General features: G+C 50.2%; 18 protein-coding genes. 4 read left to right on the top strand and 14 right to left on the bottom strand.

Annotated elements, in window-relative coordinates; translation table 11 throughout:
• Positions 1-218: 218 nt before the first annotated feature.
• The 14 genes from R6242_RS20415 to R6242_RS20350 form a co-directional block, all read right to left on the bottom strand.
• Positions 219-1,847, bottom strand: coding sequence for a hypothetical protein (locus R6242_RS20415; RefSeq protein ID WP_318430437.1), 1,629 nt, complete (start codon positions 1,845-1,847; stop codon positions 219-221).
• Positions 1,844-2,452 carry a flavin prenyltransferase UbiX gene (locus R6242_RS20410; protein ID WP_318430435.1) on the bottom strand — a complete coding sequence of 203 codons (609 nt, stop codon included), beginning with the start codon at positions 2,450-2,452 and terminating at the stop codon, positions 1,844-1,846. The genes R6242_RS20415 and R6242_RS20410 overlap by 4 nt, the downstream gene beginning before the upstream one ends.
• Before the next feature lie 198 nt (positions 2,453-2,650).
• Positions 2,651-3,175, bottom strand: coding sequence for a Gx transporter family protein (locus R6242_RS20405; protein WP_318430433.1), 525 nt, complete (start codon positions 3,173-3,175; stop codon positions 2,651-2,653).
• Positions 3,150-3,728, bottom strand: a complete 579-nt coding sequence (locus R6242_RS20400; protein WP_318430432.1) for a NusG domain II-containing protein — start codon at positions 3,726-3,728, stop codon at positions 3,150-3,152. The genes R6242_RS20405 and R6242_RS20400 overlap by 26 nt, the downstream gene beginning before the upstream one ends.
• Complete coding sequence (gene rapZ, locus R6242_RS20395) at positions 3,721-4,569, bottom strand: RNase adapter RapZ (RefSeq protein WP_318430430.1); 849 nt, start codon at positions 4,567-4,569, stop codon at positions 3,721-3,723. Before rapZ ends, R6242_RS20400 begins: the two co-directional genes overlap by 8 nt.
• The gene (hprK, locus tag R6242_RS20390; RefSeq protein WP_293934363.1) at positions 4,566-5,510 is read right to left on the bottom strand and encodes an HPr(Ser) kinase/phosphatase; all 945 of its coding nucleotides are present in this window, start codon (positions 5,508-5,510) and stop codon (positions 4,566-4,568) included. The genes rapZ and hprK overlap by 4 nt, the downstream gene beginning before the upstream one ends.
• Complete coding sequence (locus R6242_RS20385) at positions 5,491-5,964, bottom strand: PTS sugar transporter subunit IIA (protein ID WP_293934360.1); 474 nt, start codon at positions 5,962-5,964, stop codon at positions 5,491-5,493. Before R6242_RS20385 ends, hprK begins: the two co-directional genes overlap by 20 nt.
• A 105-nt stretch (positions 5,965-6,069) precedes the next feature.
• Positions 6,070-6,396, bottom strand: coding sequence for a ribosome hibernation-promoting factor, HPF/YfiA family (hpf, locus tag R6242_RS20380; protein WP_318430426.1), 327 nt, complete (start codon positions 6,394-6,396; stop codon positions 6,070-6,072).
• 24 nt (positions 6,397-6,420) lie between these two features.
• Positions 6,421-7,797 (bottom strand): RNA polymerase factor sigma-54, encoded by a 1,377-nt coding sequence (locus tag R6242_RS20375; protein ID WP_318430425.1) that lies wholly within the window; start codon positions 7,795-7,797, stop codon positions 6,421-6,423.
• Positions 7,798-8,523: an LPS export ABC transporter ATP-binding protein gene (gene lptB / locus R6242_RS20370; RefSeq protein WP_318430422.1), complete on the bottom strand. Its 726-nt coding sequence runs from the start codon at positions 8,521-8,523 to the stop codon at positions 7,798-7,800.
• The gene (gene lptA, locus R6242_RS20365) at positions 8,520-9,020 is read right to left on the bottom strand and encodes a lipopolysaccharide transport periplasmic protein LptA (RefSeq protein ID WP_293934352.1); all 501 of its coding nucleotides are present in this window, start codon (positions 9,018-9,020) and stop codon (positions 8,520-8,522) included. Before lptA ends, lptB begins: the two co-directional genes overlap by 4 nt.
• Positions 8,998-9,576, bottom strand: a complete 579-nt coding sequence (gene lptC, locus R6242_RS20360) for an LPS export ABC transporter periplasmic protein LptC (RefSeq protein ID WP_318430419.1) — start codon at positions 9,574-9,576, stop codon at positions 8,998-9,000. Before lptC ends, lptA begins: the two co-directional genes overlap by 23 nt.
• Positions 9,576-10,091 carry a 3-deoxy-manno-octulosonate-8-phosphatase KdsC gene (kdsC, locus tag R6242_RS20355; protein ID WP_318430417.1) on the bottom strand — a complete coding sequence of 172 codons (516 nt, stop codon included), beginning with the start codon at positions 10,089-10,091 and terminating at the stop codon, positions 9,576-9,578. The genes lptC and kdsC overlap by 1 nt, the downstream gene beginning before the upstream one ends.
• Positions 10,092-10,410: 319 nt before the next feature.
• A complete protein-coding gene (locus R6242_RS20350) occupies positions 10,411-11,382 on the bottom strand; it encodes a KpsF/GutQ family sugar-phosphate isomerase (protein WP_318430415.1) in 972 nt (323 codons plus the stop codon).
• 338 nt (positions 11,383-11,720) lie between these two features.
• On the opposite strand from R6242_RS20350, the gene R6242_RS20345 reads away from it, so the two are divergent.
• The 4 genes from R6242_RS20345 to R6242_RS20330 all read left to right on the top strand — a co-directional run.
• Positions 11,721-13,691, top strand: a complete 1,971-nt coding sequence (locus R6242_RS20345; RefSeq protein WP_318430413.1) for a monovalent cation:proton antiporter-2 (CPA2) family protein — start codon at positions 11,721-11,723, stop codon at positions 13,689-13,691.
• Positions 13,692-13,817: 126 nt separating this feature from the next.
• Positions 13,818-16,526: a type VI secretion system Vgr family protein gene (locus R6242_RS20340; protein ID WP_318430411.1), complete on the top strand. Its 2,709-nt coding sequence runs from the start codon at positions 13,818-13,820 to the stop codon at positions 16,524-16,526.
• A gap of 4 nt (positions 16,527-16,530) precedes the next feature.
• On the top strand, positions 16,531-18,420 hold the full coding sequence (locus R6242_RS20335) for a DUF3274 domain-containing protein (RefSeq protein ID WP_318430409.1): 1,890 nt from the start codon (positions 16,531-16,533) through the stop codon (positions 18,418-18,420).
• Positions 18,417-18,766: hypothetical protein (locus R6242_RS20330; RefSeq protein WP_318430407.1), on the top strand; the 350-nt coding region annotated here is incomplete at its 3' end. The genes R6242_RS20335 and R6242_RS20330, both read left to right, overlap by 4 nt.

Raw genomic sequence — 18,766 nt, 5'->3', positions numbered from 1 at the left:
GCTGCACCATATCTCTTCTGCGTTCAGGAAAAGATGTAAACACCCTAGATCCACAGAAAATACCACGCTAAATAGCGAAACCCTACTAAATGTGGCAAGAATGGTGTGATGATGAAAACCGAACCCCATTAAATGAAGTTACTCACCTTGCTCGCACAGCACCATTCAACACAAGCAACTAAAACAGAATAATATCAGCAAGAAGTAAGTAACATAAATTATTTCTTACGCCAAACACTAAACTCCTCGTCCCTATCCGTTGCCCTTGTCGTTTTCTTCAGCAGGCTATATTCCCCAATATTCGCCGGCATGGTGCTGCCTTGAGTTAAGAGCTGCGGGCATGCTTTGCCACGGCCTATTTCGAAGCGCTGCACTCGCATGGTGGTGTAGTAGTGAAAGTTGCCTCTTTCGTGCTCGCCTAGGCCAAAGCTGGCTAGGCACTGGGTTTTGTCTAGTTGGGTGGCTAAATCCAGCATCATCGGTTTATAGCTTTTGCTGTAATTTAAGCCGGGTAGCAGCAGGCTGAATAATAGGCCGTAGCTCATTACCAACACGGCCAGCCAACGCACCGCGCCTTGGTGTTTGGCCCACTGCGGGGCTCGCCAAGCTAGATTCCACACGATGATGGTGAGTGCAAGTGCAAACAGCACGCCCAGCCAAGCTGGTTTTTCTGCAAAGCCCGGTAAGTAGTACATTAGGCTGGCTTGCAAAGGCAGACCGAAATAGAGAGCAGCCCATGCCCACCAAAGTAGTAAGGCACTAACAGCCACTAAGCACAGGGCAACAAGGCCGAAGCGGCGCTCGAAGGCGGCGGGGATGCTAGATGCTTGCGCGCCCATCCATACGGCAAACGCTACTACAGCGGGTACTGCGTATAGCTCCATCGAGGTTTTAGCCAAGGACAATATGGTGTAAGTCAGCAGGCAAAGTAGCGCTGCTGGGGCGGCGTTTTTAAATGCATCGAGGCGTTGCCTGAAGAATAATACCGGCAGATAGAGGATCAGCGGGAAGGCGTGCCAAGGCAGAATCTTCAGGTAAAAGCCACGCTCGTATTCTGGGCCAAGGTTATTCTCCCCCAAGAAGCGCCCAAGATTATTCACCCAAAACCAAGTATGAAATAACTCTGGCGAGGCCAGCCATAAGCGCCAAGGCCAGATTAGCCACCAAGGCAAAGCAGCCAGCAAGGCGATAGCAAGTGTTAGCAAATAGGCTTTTTGCCGATAAGTGCGATCAGCAATCGGCAACAGCAAAGCCGCCAAACCAAGGCAGCCTGGCCCCAATAAACCCTTAGTTAAAAACGCCATTCCCCAAGCCGTGCCCATCAATAGGCCGCTGGCGAGTGGCCGCAGGGGAAAGACAGAGAACGCGTAGAGGGCGATAGCAAAGCTAGCAAATAAGGCGCTATCGGTCAGAATATGATGGCCATTGCCGACCAAGCCCAACGTGCCTGCCAGCAAAATAGCCGTGAGCCATGCCGCTTGCGATGGATTATTCGATCGGCTGCGAGCAGCAAATTGCCCTGCGGCTAAGGCGGCAAAAATAAAGGTCAGCGCAATATAAAATGCCGCAGCCAGCCTTGCGGCTGCATGCACAGGCAGCCAGGTAAAGATATAGCGAGAGAAGCCCGCTGCCGTCCAAAAAAACAGCGGCGGTTTTTCCATAAAAGGCTCGCCAGATAACATCGGCACCAGCCAGTTATCTCGCAGCGTGTATTCATACACTAGGCCAAGGATATAGCTTTCATCGGGCTTCCAAGGGTCGTGCGGGGCGAACGAGGGCCAGAACCACAGTGCAAGTAAGGCCAAACAAGCCGTTTTCCAAATGGGCCAGTTAACTCTAAAACTCATCCCTTGTCCCCCCAGCGCTGCATCAGCTGATGCGGAATTTGGAACTGATCTAGAATCCGCGCCACCACAAAATCGACTAAATCGGCGATGGTTTTAGGATGGTGATAAAAGCCTGGATTAGGCGGCAAGATCACTACGCCTAGCTTAGCCAGCTTGAGCATATTCTCCAGATGCAGCACCGAAAAAGGTGCTTCACGTGGAACAACCACTAATTTTTTGCCTTCTTTAATCATCACATCCGCAGCGCGCTCTAATAAATTATCCGAAGCGCCCACCGCAATCGCCGATAAAGCGCCCATGGTGCAGGGGCAAACAATCATGCCGTCACCGGGATTAGAGCCGGATGCCATCGGGGCAAACCATTCTTGCTGACCAAAGACTTGCAGCTGCGATTCATCAGTAACGCCATAGCGCTGGCGAAAATACACCGCCAGATCAGCCGCGCGCGAAGGCCAGGTTTCATTCAGCTCTTGCTTTGCCACAATTTGCGCCGCCTGCGTGTAAAGCACATGCACGGTGCAACCCGCCGCCAGCAAGCATTCTAGGGTGCGCAAGCCATAAGGCAGACCGGATGCGCCGGTAAAAGCCAATGTAATTGTTTTCATTTAAAACCTATTAAAACGACTTAACAGCTAAAGGTCTGTAGAGACAGAGAAAACCAAATCAATGATATTTACTGTAGGGCGGGTGCAACCCGCGTATTTATTCAACATCACTCGCGGGTTTCACCCGCCCTACGAATGGCATATCGCTTAAGTTGATAGGATTGGGTTTCATCCGCCCTTAGCACTTTTTGAACGTTTTCACCCACGATTCAGCAATTTTGCCGCAATCACCCCATTTACTAGCCCAAAAACTAATGCGGCCGCAGCAAAGATGGGGACTAAATTAATGATGCCATTATGCGGAATCAACCAGAGCCGCGCCAATAATAGCTGCCCAGCCATATGCGCAAATGCCGCCAGCAAGGAATGGCTAACGGGGCCAAACCAGCGCCTAGGCAAACGTGAAGCAAACGCAAGCGCCAGCAAGCTGCATAGCCCACCCGTTAGACTCATAGCAAAGCCTGGCGATAGAAATCCGCCTAAGGCAATGGCACTGCCCATAATTCTAAGCAGGCAAATCCATGCCGCATCCCCCCAGCCAAAGCGCCATAAAGCAATCAAGGTGATGATATTAGCCAGCCCAGGTTTAATTCCAGGAATAGGCGAAGGAATACCCGCCTCTAATACCGATAGCGCAATGGCTAGCGCAGCATAACGGGCAATGCGTACATCATCCAAGCTGGGTTTAAGGCGGATTTCAGTAACTGAGGCTGTCGAAGTCATGAGGGCGAGCACCTAAAAGCTCAATGCTAATTCGATTGGGTAAGCAAATCGCCATTTGGCCCGCCTGATCCAACCAACCCATCCGCACACAATATTGGCGAGGGCTTGGGTCGGCACTGATCCGTACTCGGCCCGCTTTAATCTCAATTGCGGTTATCCCAAGTGGGCCTGCCACCTGTAACTCTCGCTCTGCGCTTAAATCTACCTCAGCAAAGACTTTGCCCTCTTGGTAGACCCGCACCCGAGTGGCCCCATCCTGCTGCCAGCTCCATGCAGCCAAGTAGGCGACCAAGACTAAAGCTAGACAAACAAACGGCCAGTCACCTGGCCGCATTATTTGATTCTTCCCTCTCCCCTTACCCTCTCCCGCAAGCGGGCGAGGGAGAAAATCAGTACCTGCACCGCCGTCTACCCCTCTCCCCTTACCCTCTCCCGCAAGCGGGCGAGGGAGAAAATCAGTACCTGCACCGCCGTCTACCCCTCTCCCCTTGCCCTCTCCCGCAAGCGGGCGAGGGGGAAAAGCAGCGGCTTCGCCGCCGTCTACTTTAGCCATGCTGCTCACGGTGCCTGAGCAACACCTGCCTATGCTCAGCAAAGTGTTGGGCTAATTGCTCCGCTAAATAAACCGAGCGATGCTGGCCACCTGTGCAACCAATCGCCACCGTAATATAGCTGCGATTATCTGCTTCAAACTCGGGCAACCATGCTTGCATAAAGGTTTTGATCTGCTCTTGAAACCGCCCAACCACCGCTTGTCGCTGCAAAAAATCAATCACTGGCTGATCTTTACCCGTAAGTGGGCGCAAGGCTTTGTCGTAATAAGGATTAGGCAAGCATCTGGCATCAAACACAAAATCAGCATCAAGTGGCAAGCCATGCTTAAAGCCAAAAGATTCAAAAATCACAGTAAGCTGGGAGCGATCTAAGGCCACAAACTGGCGAATCCAGCTGCGCAGCTGATTGGCGGATAAATCACTGCTGTCGATACGATGAGCCACTTCAGAGAAATCAGCCAACATCTCTCGCTCTAGGGCGATGGCCTCGCTAACGGTTAACTCACCACTGGATAAGGGATGGCTGCGCCGCGTTTCAGAAAACCGCTTCACTAGCGTTTCGTTATTGGCTTCTAAAAACAGCATTTGCACATCTAGCCCCAATTCCAGCAGGGCTTCTAGATGATTGGGGAAGCTGGCAAAGTTATGCGCGCTGCGCACATCCACAGAAATAGCGACTTGTGGATAACCATCCTCATCCAGCAAAGCCACCGTTTGCGGCAATAAAGGCGCGGGCAGATTATCGATACAAAAATAACCTAAATCTTCTAGAGATTTAAGTGCAACGCTTTTACCCGCCCCTGATAAGCCAGATAGCAAAATGAGCTGCTGACGACTCATTCGCCCATCTCCATAAATTTTTGATGTCTTTCAATAAACTCACGCGTGGAATCGATGCCGCGTAATTGCAAAATATAATTACGCACCGCAGCCTCAACCAATACCGCTAAATTTCGACCGGCCGCCACGGGAATCACTAATTTGCGGATCGGCACACCCAAAATATCCTGCGTGGCCGCCTGCATTTGCAACCTATCCATCGGAGCCAGTTTTTCTGCCCCCGCCTTGGCCAAATGCATAATCAGCTTTAAGGTTTTACGCGGCCTCACCGCCGTTTCACCAAAAATAGTACGGATATTCAGCACGCCAATCCCGCGCACTTCTAGAAAATCGCGCAGCATAGGCGGGCAACGCCCTTCCAGCGTTTCTGGATTGGTGCGATACACCTCAACCACATCATCGGCCACAAGGCCATGGCCACGGGAAATTAGCTCTAGTGCCAGCTCGCTCTTACCCATCGATGATTCACCCGTCAGCAGTACACCCACTTCCAGCACATCCAAAAACACCCCGTGCAAATGAGTTGAAACCGCTAGCGCTTTTGATAGGTAATAGCGCAGCACATCCATCAGATAGGGGGATTGCTCAGGGGACGTAAGCAGCGGCACATGAAAGCGCTCGGAGGCTTCGCGCAGGCAGTCGCCAACGATCTGGCCGTTGGCCACAATCACCGCCGCCATCTCGTTTGAGAATAATCGGGCCAGTGATTCTCTTTGCGCCTCAACGCTTAGCTGCAAAAGATAAACCGTTTCAGCCACCCCAAGCACTTGAATGCGATTGGGGTGAATAAAATTCAGGTGACCGACCAAAGACAGGGTTGGCTTTTGCTCAGACGCATCATTAGATAACAGATTATTAGCACCAGATTGCCCTGCAACCCAAGTTAGGCGCAGTTTTTCGGCGTTATCAATAAACAGTTGTCTAACTGAAATCTGTGGCATAAGGCTCCCAAGTGCTGATTAACTTCCAGATTTGCCCTGGCTCCGTTGCGGCCAACAAGCTTTCTCGCAATACTTTATCTGAAAAAAGCTGGGCTAATTCAGACAAGATTTGTAAGTGTAGATCGGTAGCGTGTGCGGGCACGAGCAAGACAAACACCAAGGAAACCGGCTTACCATCAGGCGCATCATAAGGAATAGCCTCATCTAAACGCACAAAAGCACCGGTTGCTTCTTTTAGGCCTTTAATACGCCCGTGCGGAATAGCCACGCCTTGACCAAGGCCGGTGGAACCAAGTTTTTCTCTAGCAAATAAGCTATCAAAAATAACGCTACGGGCAATGCCGTGGCTATTTTCAAATAGAATCCCTACTTGTTCAAAAATACGTTTTTTACTGCCGACTTCCATATCAAGGAAGACATTACCACTTGGCAGAATTTGGGCGATCAGACTCATTGTAGGCAGACCAAAACAAGGACGACAGCTATTGTAGCGCCGTCGCTTGAAAACAAAAACGGGAACCCGAATAAACCGGTTCCCGCTAAGGTGAAAGAAATCGCTTTATTCAGCGCTAGGTTGATGCTGTTTAATGGATTCGTTGCGATGATCCATTGATTTTTCTTTGTGCTTTACAACTTGACGATCAAGTTTATCTGCCAAAAGATCAATCGCTGCATACATATTTTCATCCGTTGCTTCAACGTGGATATCGCGTCCGCGAACATGAACGGTAGCTTCAACTTGGTGTTGCAGTTTCTCCACGGAGAGGATGATATTTACATCAATCACATTATCAAAGTGCCTGATAACCCGCTCCATCTTACTGTTCACGTACTCACGGATCGATGGGGTTACTTCAAGATGATGGCCACTGATATTCAAATTCATAGGGTTACTCCTTCCGTTGGGGCCTTACAAACTTTTGCGCTGACTTACTGGGTAAATCTGCAACGCCTCACGGTATTTAGCAACGGTACGACGCGCTACCACAATACCTTGGGCGGATAATGCTTCTGCCAATACGCTATCACTTAAAGGTTTTTTCTTATCTTCTTGCTGCACCATCTGCTTTATTAAAGCTTTGATAGCGGTTGCAGAACATTCACCACCGGCGTCTGTGTCTACATGGCTACCAAAAAAATACTTAAACTCATACAAACCACGCGGCGTTAACATGTATTTTTGCGTGGTGACTCTAGAAATAGTTGATTCGTGTAAATCGAGCTCTTCTGCAATATCCCTGAGTACCAAGGGCCGCATTGCCACTTCACCATGTTCAAAAAATGCCCGCTGCCGCTCTACAATCGCTGTTGCTACTCGTAAAATTGTTTCAAAACGCTGCTGCACACTTTTTACTAACCAACGTGCTTCTTGTAGCTCGCGGGCTAAATGAGCGCCGTCGCCTTTCTGTAAGATATCTGCATAAAGCCGGTTAACGCGTAATTTTGGCATGGATGCATCATGCAATCTAACCCGCCAAACCCCACGTACTTTTTGCACAACCACATCGGGGCTTACATATCTTGGCGAGGTTACAGACCACTGTGCGCTCGGCCTTGGGTTTAAACTTACAATTAATTCTTGTGCGGCTTTTAGCTCAGCATCCTCGCATTTAAAGGCTCGTTTAAGCTTAGTGTAGTCCCGTCCAGCTAATAAATCGAGTGAATTTTGGGCAATCTTCAAGGCTAAATCTTTAGCGGCACTCGGCGGTTTTTGGCGCAACTGTAAGCATAATGAATCGGCAGTATCCCGAGCACCAACGCCTAAGGGCTCTAAGTGCTGTAAGCGGACTAAAGCAATCTTTAAGTCATCAAGTTCGAGTTCATAATCTTGGATAAGTTCCTCTGGCAGCTGAGAATAGACTTCATCTAAGGGCTGGGAAAGGAAACCATCATCATCCAAAGCTTCAATCAACATCAATAACAAAGACTTATCCCGATGCGGTAGCTGCAGCAGGCCTGCTTGCTGTAGCAGGTATTCACGTAAATCTAGATCACGCGCAATATTGGTGGCGGGGTCAAAATCATCATCGTCATCTGAGCCACCATGACTCGTACCCTCCCAGCGCAAACCATCATCATCCCCACCCATTTCCCACTGTGGCTCGGGCTGCTCAACTTCCCCTGCGGGGGCTTCCTCGCCACGCTCCAGCAAAGGGTTGTCATTTAGGTACTGCTCAAGCTCTTGCTGAAACTCAAGCGTAGAAAGCTGCAGCAGCTTAATAGCCTGCTGCAATTGTGGCGTGAGGTTTAGTTGCTGGGAAAGCCGCAGCTGCAGGGTTTGTTTCATTTACATACGGAAATGTTCACCGAGATACACTCGACGCACACTTTCATTAGCCACAATATCTTTTGGAACACCTGACGCCATCACCGCACCTTCCGAGATGATGTAAGCACGATCACAAATACCTAAGGTTTCACGCACATTATGATCAGTGATGAGCACACCGATTCCACGTTGCTTTAAAAAACCAATAATACGTTGAATATCCATCACGGCAATCGGGTCTACCCCTGCAAATGGCTCATCCAGCAAGATAAAGCGTGGGTTTGCTGCAAGTGCGCGGGCAATTTCTACCCGCCGCCGCTCACCACCTGATAAGCCCATCGCACCAGCATCCCGCAAATGGGCAATATGTAAATCATTGAGCAGCTCATTGAGGCGAGTATCAATCTCAACACGATTTTTGCAATGCAGCTCTAGCACTGCAGTAATGTTTTGCGCCACCGTCATTTTACGAAAGATAGATGCTTCCTGAGGCAAATAACCTAAACCTCGCCGTGCCCGCTGATGAATGGGTAAATGGCCGATATCCTCGCCATCGAGCATAATCCGCCCGCCATTCATCGCAACTAAACCCACCAACATATAAAAGCTAGTGGTTTTGCCCGCGCCATTAGGGCCTAGCAAGCCAACCACTTCGCCACTAGAAATTTCCATAGTGACATCACGCACTACGGTACGTTTGCCGTAGCGCTTTTCTAGCTGTTCTGCGCGTAAAGAACTACTCATGGAGCGGGAGCCTTTTTCGGATTGATCACGATATTCACCCTGCCACCTTCTGTTTTACTCTGCGCTTGGTAGGCTTCATTGTTTAGATCGTAAGTGATTAAATCGCTATAAATTTGATCTTCGCCCCGCTTCACCCAAGCTTTATCCAACAACTTAAGAATGCCAGTACGCCCGTCGTAATCAAAGCGCTGTGCCTCTGCATCTACCCACTCGTTACCACCATCCATTTTTTGCCGAAACCGCACGGGGCTGCCATTGCCTGTCACAAACTGGTTGCCCGCTTCATCTTGGCGCACGGAGAGTTTATCTCCACGAATGCTGAGCGTACCTTGAGTCAGCACCACATCATTAGTACAGACGCTAGCCTGCGTTTTTTGATTCATCACACAATTTGCAGCGGCGATTTTAATAGGTTTTTCGCGGTCGGTTTTTTCTGCATGCACGGGGCTAGCAAGCAAAAACAGTAATACGGTGTTAAGGGTTACGAAGCGGTTCATAGCTCATCCTGACTTTAGATTTAAGTTCCAGTGTTTCGGTATTAGAATTAGCAATAAAACCCACCGACTCAACAACGTAAGTGCCCATTACGGCACGGGCGGGGGCATCTGAGCTGGCAATGCCCTGCTGTGGTAAAACCTGCATATCTCGGCCATTAATGACTAACTCGGCCTGTGTGCCACTGGCAGCGCGCACCATTTTAACCGGCCCAGGAAACCAAACCTCACTACCACGCTTAATTGACTTAGCCCGCTCGCCAGTCACATCCAAACGGGGTTGTTCTGGCGCGGTATAGCGCAAATGAGGATTTTCTAGCCAGGTGATATCACCCGCAGGTAAGTGAGAAACATGAGTGGCAGTAAGCTGGGAAACAGGGCGGCCATCCTCTCCAAAACGCACAGCGGTGGCTCTATCAACCAACATGTCTGGTTGATCAGAATTCACCGCGTATGCCGCACTAGGCAAGGTAGCCGCTCTATCAAGCAACCAAGTTAACCCGCCCAGCAGCAACACCAAAGCCAAGGGCAGCAGGCGAGTAGTACCACGAACAGCCATTAGGCGAGGTACGGCGCCATAGCGGCATCAAATGTGCCTTGCGCCTGCATTAGATATTCACAGACTTCACGCACAGCACCACGGCCGCCTTGGCTACCGCTAATGTAATGAGCATGTTTACGCACTAATTGTGGAGAATCAGGCACGGCTACGGCAAAGGCCACTCTACGCATCACGGGCAAATCGATCACATCATCACCCATATAACCGCAGGCATCCGCGCTAAGGCCAGCAACCTTTAATAGCTCTTCAAAGCTTGCGCCTTTATCGTGAGCGCCTTGATAGAGGTAGTCTACACCCAAGTCTTTGGCGCGTTTTTCAACCAGCTTAGAAGTGCGGCCGGTAATAATGGCTAGCTTTACCCCGCTGGTGCTCAACATTTTTAAACCATGGCCATCTAGTGAGTTAAATGCTTTTAACTCTTCACCACTATCGCTGTAAAACAGGCTGCCATCGGTCATTACACCATCAACATCAAAAATCATTAAGCGAACCGCTTTGGCTTTATCTGTCATTATTTTTCCTTTATTCATCCCTGATTATGTCTCTTGCTCAAGCAAACTCAAAAAAGAGCGTTTGTAGTAACCTTACAGAAGCATAAATAATCTCATGCCTTCGGTAAGCTCAGGTTTAACGGCTAAATTTGAATCTGAGACATAAGGGAACCTCGAAAAACCCATCTTTCGTCATAATACTGCGTTGCGCTTTAAAAAAATCTCCTTACATATCAAACATATGCAGCGTCGATTTTTTTAAAACGCGCCTTGTCTTATTTAGAAATATAGGTTTTCGAGGCCCCCATAAGCCGCTTTTTATTTACTGATTTTGCTGATGTTAAACGACACGGGCGCGAAGTAGGTCATGCATATTGATCGCACCGACCAATACTCCAGCTTCTAGCACCAATAAACCATTGACGCGGCGTGCGTCCATTTGCTGCACCGCTTCGGCGGCTAATTTGTGCGATTCAATCGTTGCCGGTGCTAAAGTCATCACCGTTGATACGGGAGTATCACGCACATCGACGCCCTGATCCAGTGCACGGCGCAAATCGCCATCGGTAAATATTCCGAGCAGCTTACCTGCAGCATCCACCACGGCGGTCATTCCCATGCCTTTCTTGCTAATTTCTAACAGGGCATCGCGCAGTAATACATCTTGCTGCACCACGGGCAAAGCGTCACCGGTATGCATTAGATCGCGTACCAGCACCAATAAGCGCCGCCCTAAGCTCCCACCTGGGTGGGACAAAGCAAAGTCTTCAGCCTGAAAGCCACGTGCCTCTATGAGCGCTACCGCCAGCGCATCACCCAAGGCCAATGCGGCGGTAGTACTTGCCGTTGGGGCAAGGTTCAACGGGCAAGCCTCTTGTGTAACCCCTGAATCTAAATGCACGTCCGCTTGCTTGCTTAAAGTAGATTGCTCATTACCCGTCATGGCGATCAAGGGGATGCCTAAACGCTTCAGGCTAGGTAACAAAGCAATCACTTCGTCACTTTCTCCTGAATTAGACAAGGCCAGCACCACATCGCTGCGAGTAATCATGCCTAAATCGCCATGCGCGGCTTCAGAAGGATGAATAAAAAAAGCCGGAGTGCCCGTGCTGGCCATCGTGGCGGCTATTTTTTTAGCGATATGGCCTGATTTGCCAATACCAAGCACGATGACACGCCCTTGGCAGGCTAGAATCAACTCACAGGCAGTGACAAAACTGGGATTGAGTCGATCGGCCAGAGCAAAAACAGCTTCGGCCTCAACCCGCAATACGCGCTTGGCGCAGTCGAGGATAGATTGGGCATTTTTCATATGCGCGAAAGTATAAGAGATGCAGCCCCTCTCCCGCCACCTGCGTCTTCTGGCAATATGCCAATCAAGATCAATAATGGTGCATAAAACTTATGCACCACCCAGTATTTAAGGTAAACAAGGGATAGGGAGGGAGTACGCAATCAAGCTAGTATTTAAATCAATCCCCCTAAGGTCTGTTGACGTTTCATTCACGGCTGTGTTCGCTGCAGTTTTGGGGCTGAACAAGGCTAGCAAAGCCAAATACACATGGTCAGTAAAATGCACTCAACGCCCCCAAGCCACTGCTTAGCAGTAGGATAAAGCCAACCAGCCATTCGCCATTTCCTTCGAGCCCTATGTCCATCCAGCTATCCTCATTACTGCTTTTGCTTGCCGCCGCCGTACTTACGGTGGTGCTTTGTCGTCGCTTAAAGCTTCCTGCCATGCTGGGCTACTTAGTGGTTGGCCTACTGATTGGCCCCCATTCCCTTGGTTTTATTACGAGTAGCGACGAAGCCACCCACCTTGCCGAGTTTGGTGTGGTGTTTCTGATGTTTACCTTGGGGCTGGAGTTTAACCTTGCTCGCCTCAATGCCATGCGCCGCATTGTATTTGGCTTAGGTGCCATGCAAGTACTGACGATGGTGGGTGTAGTGATGGCAATTTGCTTGATAGCCGGCCTAGATTGGAAGGTGGGCTTAGCATTGGGTGGCGCTTTATCGATGTCATCCACGGCCATGGCATCTAAATTGCTGGCTGATCGCAACGAGCTGCACGCGCCGCACGGCCAAAACGCCATCGGCATTTTGCTCTTTCAAGATTTAGCCGTAGTGCCGTTTCTGATTATGATTCCGGTACTGAATTTCCCAGGGAATGAGCTACTGATGGCGCTGGGTTTGGCGGCGCTAAAAATTATCGTGGTCTTGCTGGTTTTGCTCTACTTTGGGCAAAAACTAATGCGGCCTTGGTTCAATATGGTGGCAAAGCAACACTCCAGCGAGCTATTTATGCTCAACCTTTTGCTGGTTACGCTAGGGATTGCTTGGATCACCGAGCTGGCGGGCTTATCCCTCGCCTTAGGGGCGTTTTTAGCGGGCATGCTCATTGCAGAAACTGATTTTCGCTATCAAGTGGAAGACGATGTTCGTCCTTTCCGAGACCTGCTACTTGGCTTATTTTTTGTAACGGTAGGGATGAATCTGGATTACTCGGTACTGCTAGAGCAATGGTGGCGGGTGCTCTTAGTACTGGCCCTGCTTGGCCCAGGCAAGATATTACTCATCGCAGCCCTTTCCAAGCTTTTTGGCAGCACGCCCGGCTCATCTTGGCGCACTGGCTTTACCCTTGGGCAGGGTGGCGAATTTGCATTTGTCATACTGGCGCTAGCCTCCAAAAGCCAACTACTTCCAGATAGCCTCTTGCAAACCACTATCGCGGGCATCGTATTATCGATGCTGATCACCCCGTTTTTGATTCAACACTCAGACAAAATAGTCTTAAGACTTGCCCGCTCAGAGTGGATGAATCTGGCCGCCAATTTGCACCAAATTGCCGTACGCAGCATGCAAAGCCAAGGGCACGTTATCTTGTGTGGCTATGGCCGCAGTGGCCAATCTTTAGCCCGTATTTTAAGCCAAGAAAACATCGGCTTCTTTGCTCTAGATTTAGACCCTGATATGGTCAGAGAAGCCTCTGCCGCAGGCGATTCGGTGGTGTATGGCGACGCCGCCAAGCGTGAAGTATTGATGGCTGCTGGGCTTATGCGCGCCAGTGCCATTGTGGTGACCTACGCCGAAACACATTCCGCCATGCAGATTTTAGAAGTGGTACACAGCATTCGCCCCGATTTGCCAGTGATTATCCGCACCCAAGACGATAGCGATATTGACCAGCTAAAAGACGCAGGCGCAACCGAGGTGGTGGCCGAGATCATGGAAGGCAGCTTAATGCTAGCGTCGCACACCCTTATGCTGCTTGGCGTGCCGCTCAATAAAGTGGTTTACCGTGTAAGGGAAGTACGGGAAGCGCGCTATCAACTATTACGCGGCTTTTATCGTGGCGTAAGCGAAGACGCAGAAGACAGCGACCGGCCACAACCGCGCCTGCATACTATTTATCTTTCCAATGAAGCCGCAGCCATTGGAAAACATATGGGCGAATTACAACTCGATAAGCTGCACATTGAGATACGCAGCGTGCGCCGCCGCAATATGCGCCCTATCCAACCCGATGCCAGCTTTGAATTGCAAGCCGGTGATATTTTGGTGCTCTTAGGAGAAAGCGATAATTTAGCTGCCGCCGAAATGCGCTTGCTGCAAGGGAATTAAAAATCAGGGTTTTTACTTACTAAAATATAGTAAATAATTACTAAAATTACAAGCATTTGTAATTATTTTGACATGCAGGCGAAACATCGGGTAATCTGAGTGCTTGATAAAATTGTGGAATGCCCCATGCGCCCCGACCAGCTTCTTGCTTCTTTTGCTGCTGCATTTAATCAAGATAAGCGATTGATCTCATTGCAGATTGGTGATGGCGCGGCATGGGGGAATCAACTGCTGCCTCAGCGGGTAGAAGGGGAAGAGGGCGTTAATCGGCCTTTTATTTATTACATTCATTGCTTGTCTGCAGAAACAAATATAGAGCTTAAATCCTTACTAGGCTTACCGATTGTTTTATCCATCGCGGATGCAGAAGGAGGAGTGATAGAGCGCTGTGGGGTCGTTTCTCAGGCGCAATTATTGGGCTCTGATGGGGGCTTTGCCAAATACAAGCTGACGGTTGAGCCACCGTTTGCCCTACTCAGGTACCGCCATACTTCACGGGTACTGCAAGATTTAAGCGTGCCAGACATTATTAAAAAGATACTGGCCGAGCACCAAGCTAAAAACCCCGTCTTTGCCTCCGTACAAACGCTAGATTTCAAGCTGTCTGGCGATTACCCTCCCCAATCTTATACCACGCAAAAAAATGAGACAGACTACGCCTTCGTGTGCAGAGTCATGCAGCGTGAAGGCCTTTCTTGGCGTTTTGTCCATATCGCAGGTGATTCACCGCAAGTACAGTTAGTGATTTTTGATGATGCTTACGCCATCCCCGAGGCCAGTGATTCGCACGTCAGGTTCCATAGGGCAGATTCCACGGAAGAGGATGATGCACTCACCGACTGGACCACTCAGCGCCAGCTGGGCAGCAGCAGCGTCGCCTTAGCCAGCTTTGATTACAAGGCCGTTAAGACCAATCAAAGTTTTGATGATAGCTCGGTCGATCAGGGCGAAGGCGGCCAGCAAATTCAGTCAAGCTTTGAAGATTACGGGGCACTTGCCCACTACTACGCGAACAATGCCGAAGACCTTAGCCACTACGCACAGCTACGCCAGCAATCACACGATCAGGTTAAAAAGTCTTTTAGCGGCTCTGGCACTTTACGATCTTTGCAAGCGGGGCAATGGTTTCGTTTAGAAGACCACCCCGCCCATGAGTGGGACGAACCGGAAAAGAGAGAATTCGTAGTCACCGAGCTTAAATTTACCGCCAATAATAATTTACCGGTTGATCTGACCCAGCAACTGCTGGTGATTGCGCCCAGCCTATTAGCTAGCGCAAATCCAGCGGCAAGTGATGAGCAGAAACCATATCAGACAGACTTTACCGCCCAGCGCCGAGGGCAAGCGCTCACCCCTCGCTATGACAAAAGCAGCCAGCCCACTAGCTTTGGCGTGCAAACCGCCACCGTAGTTGGCCCTGCCGGTGCAGAAGTCCATACCGACGAGCTGGGCCGAATTAAAATTCAATTCACCTGGCAGCGAGAAAATGAGCACCCTGAGTTTGGCGCAAATCTGGATGATAAATCCTCCTGCTGGGTGCGCGTGGCCTACCCCTCGGCGGGGGCGGGTTGGGGCCAGCAGTTTATCCCTAGAATTGGCCAAGAAGTTTTAGTCAGCTATTTAGACAACGATATCGACCGGCCCATCGTGACGGGCGTAGTGCATAACGGAAGTCATCCTGTACCTGCGTTCAGCGGGGCAGGTGCGCTGCCTGCTAATAAAACCCTCTCTGGCATTAAGACAAAAGAGCACGATGGCGGCCAATATGGCGAGCTGCTGTTTGATGATACCCAAGGTGAGGTGCGCACCAAGCTATCCAGCGAGCACGCTAAAACGCAGCTCAATCTTGGGTTTCTAACCCACCCCCGTAGCGATGGTAAAGCCACCGCCCGAGGCGAGGGTGCAGAGTTGCGCTCTGATGCCAGCATCAGTATTCGCGCTGCCCAAGGTTTATTGCTCACAACCTATGGCAAATTACAAGCCAGTGGCAATCAACTGGCGCGGGCCGAAATGATTGAATTACTCGATCAGTGCGCCGAGCTATTTAAAGCGTTTGGCGACTATGCCAGCAGCAATCAGGCCTTGGCGCTGGATCAGGCGTCGCAAACAGAGCTAATCAATAGCATTAAAAACTGGGAAAAAGGCAGTAATGCCGATCCTAAAGCAGAGGGCGGCGGCAAGCCGGTGATGAGTTTTACTTCCAAAGAGGGCGTAAGTATCACCACGCCACAGGCGATTGTGGCTTACGCCGGATTGAATGCAGATTGGGCCGCCAAAAAACATCTGCAATTTACCGCTGGCGAGCGCTTTAGCTTGAATGCGGGGCAAGGCATCAGCCAGTTTGCCCAGTCTGGAGATTTTCGCCTGATTGCGCATCAAGGGCCGTTTTTGATTCAGGCACAAGCCAATGATCTGGTCGCCCAAGCCGATCAGAATATTCGTCTGATTGCGATTAACGGCGAGCTTTACCTCTATGGCAAAAAAATAAACCTCGTTGCAGAAGATGGATCATTTATCAAAATAGGCAGTGGCATCACCCTTGGCACCAGTGGCGTGGTCAATATCAAAGCCGCCAGTAAAGCCATGTCTGGCCCCGCCACCGAAAGCTTTAGTCCACCTGCGTTTCAATCTGGTAAAGCGGATCAAAAGTTTCAACTGCATTACCCAAGCAGCGATCCAAGCAAACCGCAAATAGCCGCCCTGCGCGATTATGAAATCACCCTAAAAGATGGTAGTAAGCTCAAGGGTGTTTCTGATGCTGAAGGCAAAACCCCCATGCTGGAAGAGATTAAAATGCAAGTCGCCCAAATCCGCATCCTGCCTAAGAAAGGCTAACAACATGACTACAGAATCTACAGAAGCACCATCCATCGGCAGTAGCTCAGCCTTACTGATGCCCAATCGCTATAAAGATCATCCCGTACAAGTCAATCGCAATATGCCCGGCGTGGTGATCTTGGTGCATGGCGTAAATGATATGGGGGTGAGCTATGCGGCTCAGGACATTGGCCTCTGTGCAGGGCTGAACGAAAGGCTGGATCGCCCCGATCTATTCCCCAATGATTTTCGGCTGCCTAGCGACGACGATAAAGCCGTTGAAGACCCCGATGCGATTTACTTTAGGCGTTTAAAAAACGATAAGACCAATAGCCCTGTGATTCATTTTCATTGGGGTTATAAGGCAACGAAAAAAGAGCTGGCTAAGGAAAAAATCAACGAACAAGTCGTAGATAAATTTGGCAATCGCTTAGATAAACAAAACGCCAAAGGCGGCGGGATGTTTTCTAATGCCACCAGTAGTATTCCAGAAATGTTTCATGGCGCATTTAAGGGCGGCTTTTTAGTTTGGCTAACCAATACTCTGATTGCTGACAAAATTCATATCGTGAAACAAGCGCCAGACCGGCACTATATGGCGCTGGCCGCCAAACGGCTGGCGGCGCTGATCACCCAGATTCGCGCGATTGATCCCAATGAAACCGTCACCATCGTTGGCCATAGCCAAGGCTGCCTTGTGGCACTGGCGGCGCAGGCATTTTTAAAAGAGGCGGGGAAGCGCTCTGCCGATTGCCTGATTATGTGCCACCCACCTTATGGCCTGCATGAGCCTTGGCTAGATCGCAATATGCAATCAGGCGAGCAACAAGAAACCACCGCCGCCCGTATCGAAACACTGGTGAAGCTGGTGGGGCTGATTACTAAAAATCCACACCCTTTACCGCCCTTGCAGGAGCTTAAAGACCGCGATAGCACGCTGGGCCGCGCAGGGGATGCATGGTCGCCCACCCAAGGAAAACGGGCGAGTATAAATGGCGACGCCCGCGTGCTGGATCAAGTGTTTTTTGAGCGGGATAACCGTGGCAAGGTTTATCTGTATTTTTGCCCGCACGATATGACGGTAGGCCTCGCCAATGTGCAGGGAATTGGCACGCTGGGTGTGCCAGACAAGCTGGAAGGCAAAGAGCCGGTATTGGAGCATTTAGGCCCGCGCTTTTTACAGCGAGTCTGGACATGGCGTAAGCGTGATGGCAAACCCGTGGCGGTAGGTGCTGCGCCGGGGCCATTTGTGATGCGTGTTAAAGGTGAAGCGGCTTACGATGGCGGTATGTTTGAAACTGCGGGCCGAACCGGCTTGCAAGTAGGCGAAACCCGCTTAAACAATGGCGAAGCCCTCAACCCGCCGTGGGTGCCGGATCTGCATCAAGGGGAAGACGATGAAGAGAGTAAAGAAAAAGCCGCCAAAGCTGGCGGGCCTGCGCATATCGGCAATCTGCGGATTGATCCGATTGATGCCTGCGATGCCGTGGTTAAAGCGGGCGTGAAATACCTGCCTGAAGAAAAAAGAGATGAAACGCCGACAGAGGCGCGCCAACGTTACCAAGGGGGAGATGCCGTGCCTAACTCCTACCACTCCTCTATCGTGGGCAACTTTGAGCATCATCGCTGGGTAACGGCAATGGATGTGGCGATTGGTCAGGCAAAATGTATGGATGATTTATATTGGCGTGATTTGTTGCTGGCGATGGCTGATTGGCGGACAGATATCAATAAAGCAAAGCCTGATCTTCAAAAATACAGCAGCCTGGAAGAGGACGTACGCAAGGTGATTGAAGCTAATTTCCTTTATTACGACGAAGCAATATTCCCTGAAAATATGGTGCCTAGTGAACCACCAGGTCCCATTAAAAGCCAGACCCGAGCAGCCAGAGCTGCGGGGGGTAAATCATGAGCTTGCGCCGTATTGCCCTACCACGTCTCTGGCCATGGCTGCTTATTCTGCTCGCCAGCCTTGCCATCTGGATTGTGCTGCTTGAAACCGTTATTCGCCCATCTGCTATTGCTTTGGAGTCCACCCCTATGTTGCTACGCCTAAGCTGGTGGTTTTTACCACCACTCATTTTTATCTTCTCGCTGTTTACCGGCCAGTGGGCTTTGGGGAGTGCCAAAGCAGAAGCGGCAGAATTAAAACAGCAGCAAGAGTCTGAGTTGCTGCAACGTGCTACCGCAGCCAAGGCAAGTGAAGCTGCCAAAGCCAAAAGCCAGCAGCAATTCTCTCTAGAGATTCGTAGCGTGGG

This window comes from Iodobacter sp. CM08, from assembly GCF_033446605.1.
Taxonomy (GTDB): domain Bacteria; phylum Pseudomonadota; class Gammaproteobacteria; order Burkholderiales; family Chitinibacteraceae; genus Iodobacter.
The sequence above is the reverse complement of the archived record's forward strand: the minus strand, read 5'-3'. Positions and strand labels throughout refer to the sequence as shown.

What these genes read in the sequence shown, in the direction of transcription:
- R6242_RS20415 (WP_318430437.1), bottom strand. Translation starts at nt 1,847, where the DNA reads ATGAGTTTTAGAGTTAACTGGCCCATTTGGAAAACGGCTTGTTTGGCC.
- R6242_RS20410 (WP_318430435.1), bottom strand. Translation starts at nt 2,452, where the DNA reads ATGAAAACAATTACATTGGCTTTTACCGGCGCATCCGGTCTGCCTTAT.
- R6242_RS20405 (WP_318430433.1), bottom strand. Translation starts at nt 3,175, where the DNA reads ATGACTTCGACAGCCTCAGTTACTGAAATCCGCCTTAAACCCAGCTTG.
- R6242_RS20400 (WP_318430432.1), bottom strand. Translation starts at nt 3,728, where the DNA reads ATGGCTAAAGTAGACGGCGGCGAAGCCGCTGCTTTTCCCCCTCGCCCG.
- rapZ (WP_318430430.1), bottom strand. Translation starts at nt 4,569, where the DNA reads ATGAGTCGTCAGCAGCTCATTTTGCTATCTGGCTTATCAGGGGCGGGT.
- hprK (WP_293934363.1), bottom strand. Translation starts at nt 5,510, where the DNA reads ATGCCACAGATTTCAGTTAGACAACTGTTTATTGATAACGCCGAAAAA.
- R6242_RS20385 (WP_293934360.1), bottom strand. Translation starts at nt 5,964, where the DNA reads ATGAGTCTGATCGCCCAAATTCTGCCAAGTGGTAATGTCTTCCTTGAT.
- hpf (WP_318430426.1), bottom strand. Translation starts at nt 6,396, where the DNA reads ATGAATTTGAATATCAGTGGCCATCATCTTGAAGTAACCCCATCGATC.
- R6242_RS20375 (WP_318430425.1), bottom strand. Translation starts at nt 7,797, where the DNA reads ATGAAACAAACCCTGCAGCTGCGGCTTTCCCAGCAACTAAACCTCACG.
- lptB (WP_318430422.1), bottom strand. Translation starts at nt 8,523, where the DNA reads ATGAGTAGTTCTTTACGCGCAGAACAGCTAGAAAAGCGCTACGGCAAA.
- lptA (WP_293934352.1), bottom strand. Translation starts at nt 9,020, where the DNA reads ATGAACCGCTTCGTAACCCTTAACACCGTATTACTGTTTTTGCTTGCT.
- lptC (WP_318430419.1), bottom strand. Translation starts at nt 9,576, where the DNA reads ATGGCTGTTCGTGGTACTACTCGCCTGCTGCCCTTGGCTTTGGTGTTG.
- kdsC (WP_318430417.1), bottom strand. Translation starts at nt 10,091, where the DNA reads ATGACAGATAAAGCCAAAGCGGTTCGCTTAATGATTTTTGATGTTGAT.
- R6242_RS20350 (WP_318430415.1), bottom strand. Translation starts at nt 11,382, where the DNA reads ATGAAAAATGCCCAATCTATCCTCGACTGCGCCAAGCGCGTATTGCGG.
- R6242_RS20345 (WP_318430413.1), top strand. Translation starts at nt 11,721, where the DNA reads ATGTCCATCCAGCTATCCTCATTACTGCTTTTGCTTGCCGCCGCCGTA.
- R6242_RS20340 (WP_318430411.1), top strand. Translation starts at nt 13,818, where the DNA reads ATGCGCCCCGACCAGCTTCTTGCTTCTTTTGCTGCTGCATTTAATCAA.
- R6242_RS20335 (WP_318430409.1), top strand. Translation starts at nt 16,531, where the DNA reads ATGACTACAGAATCTACAGAAGCACCATCCATCGGCAGTAGCTCAGCC.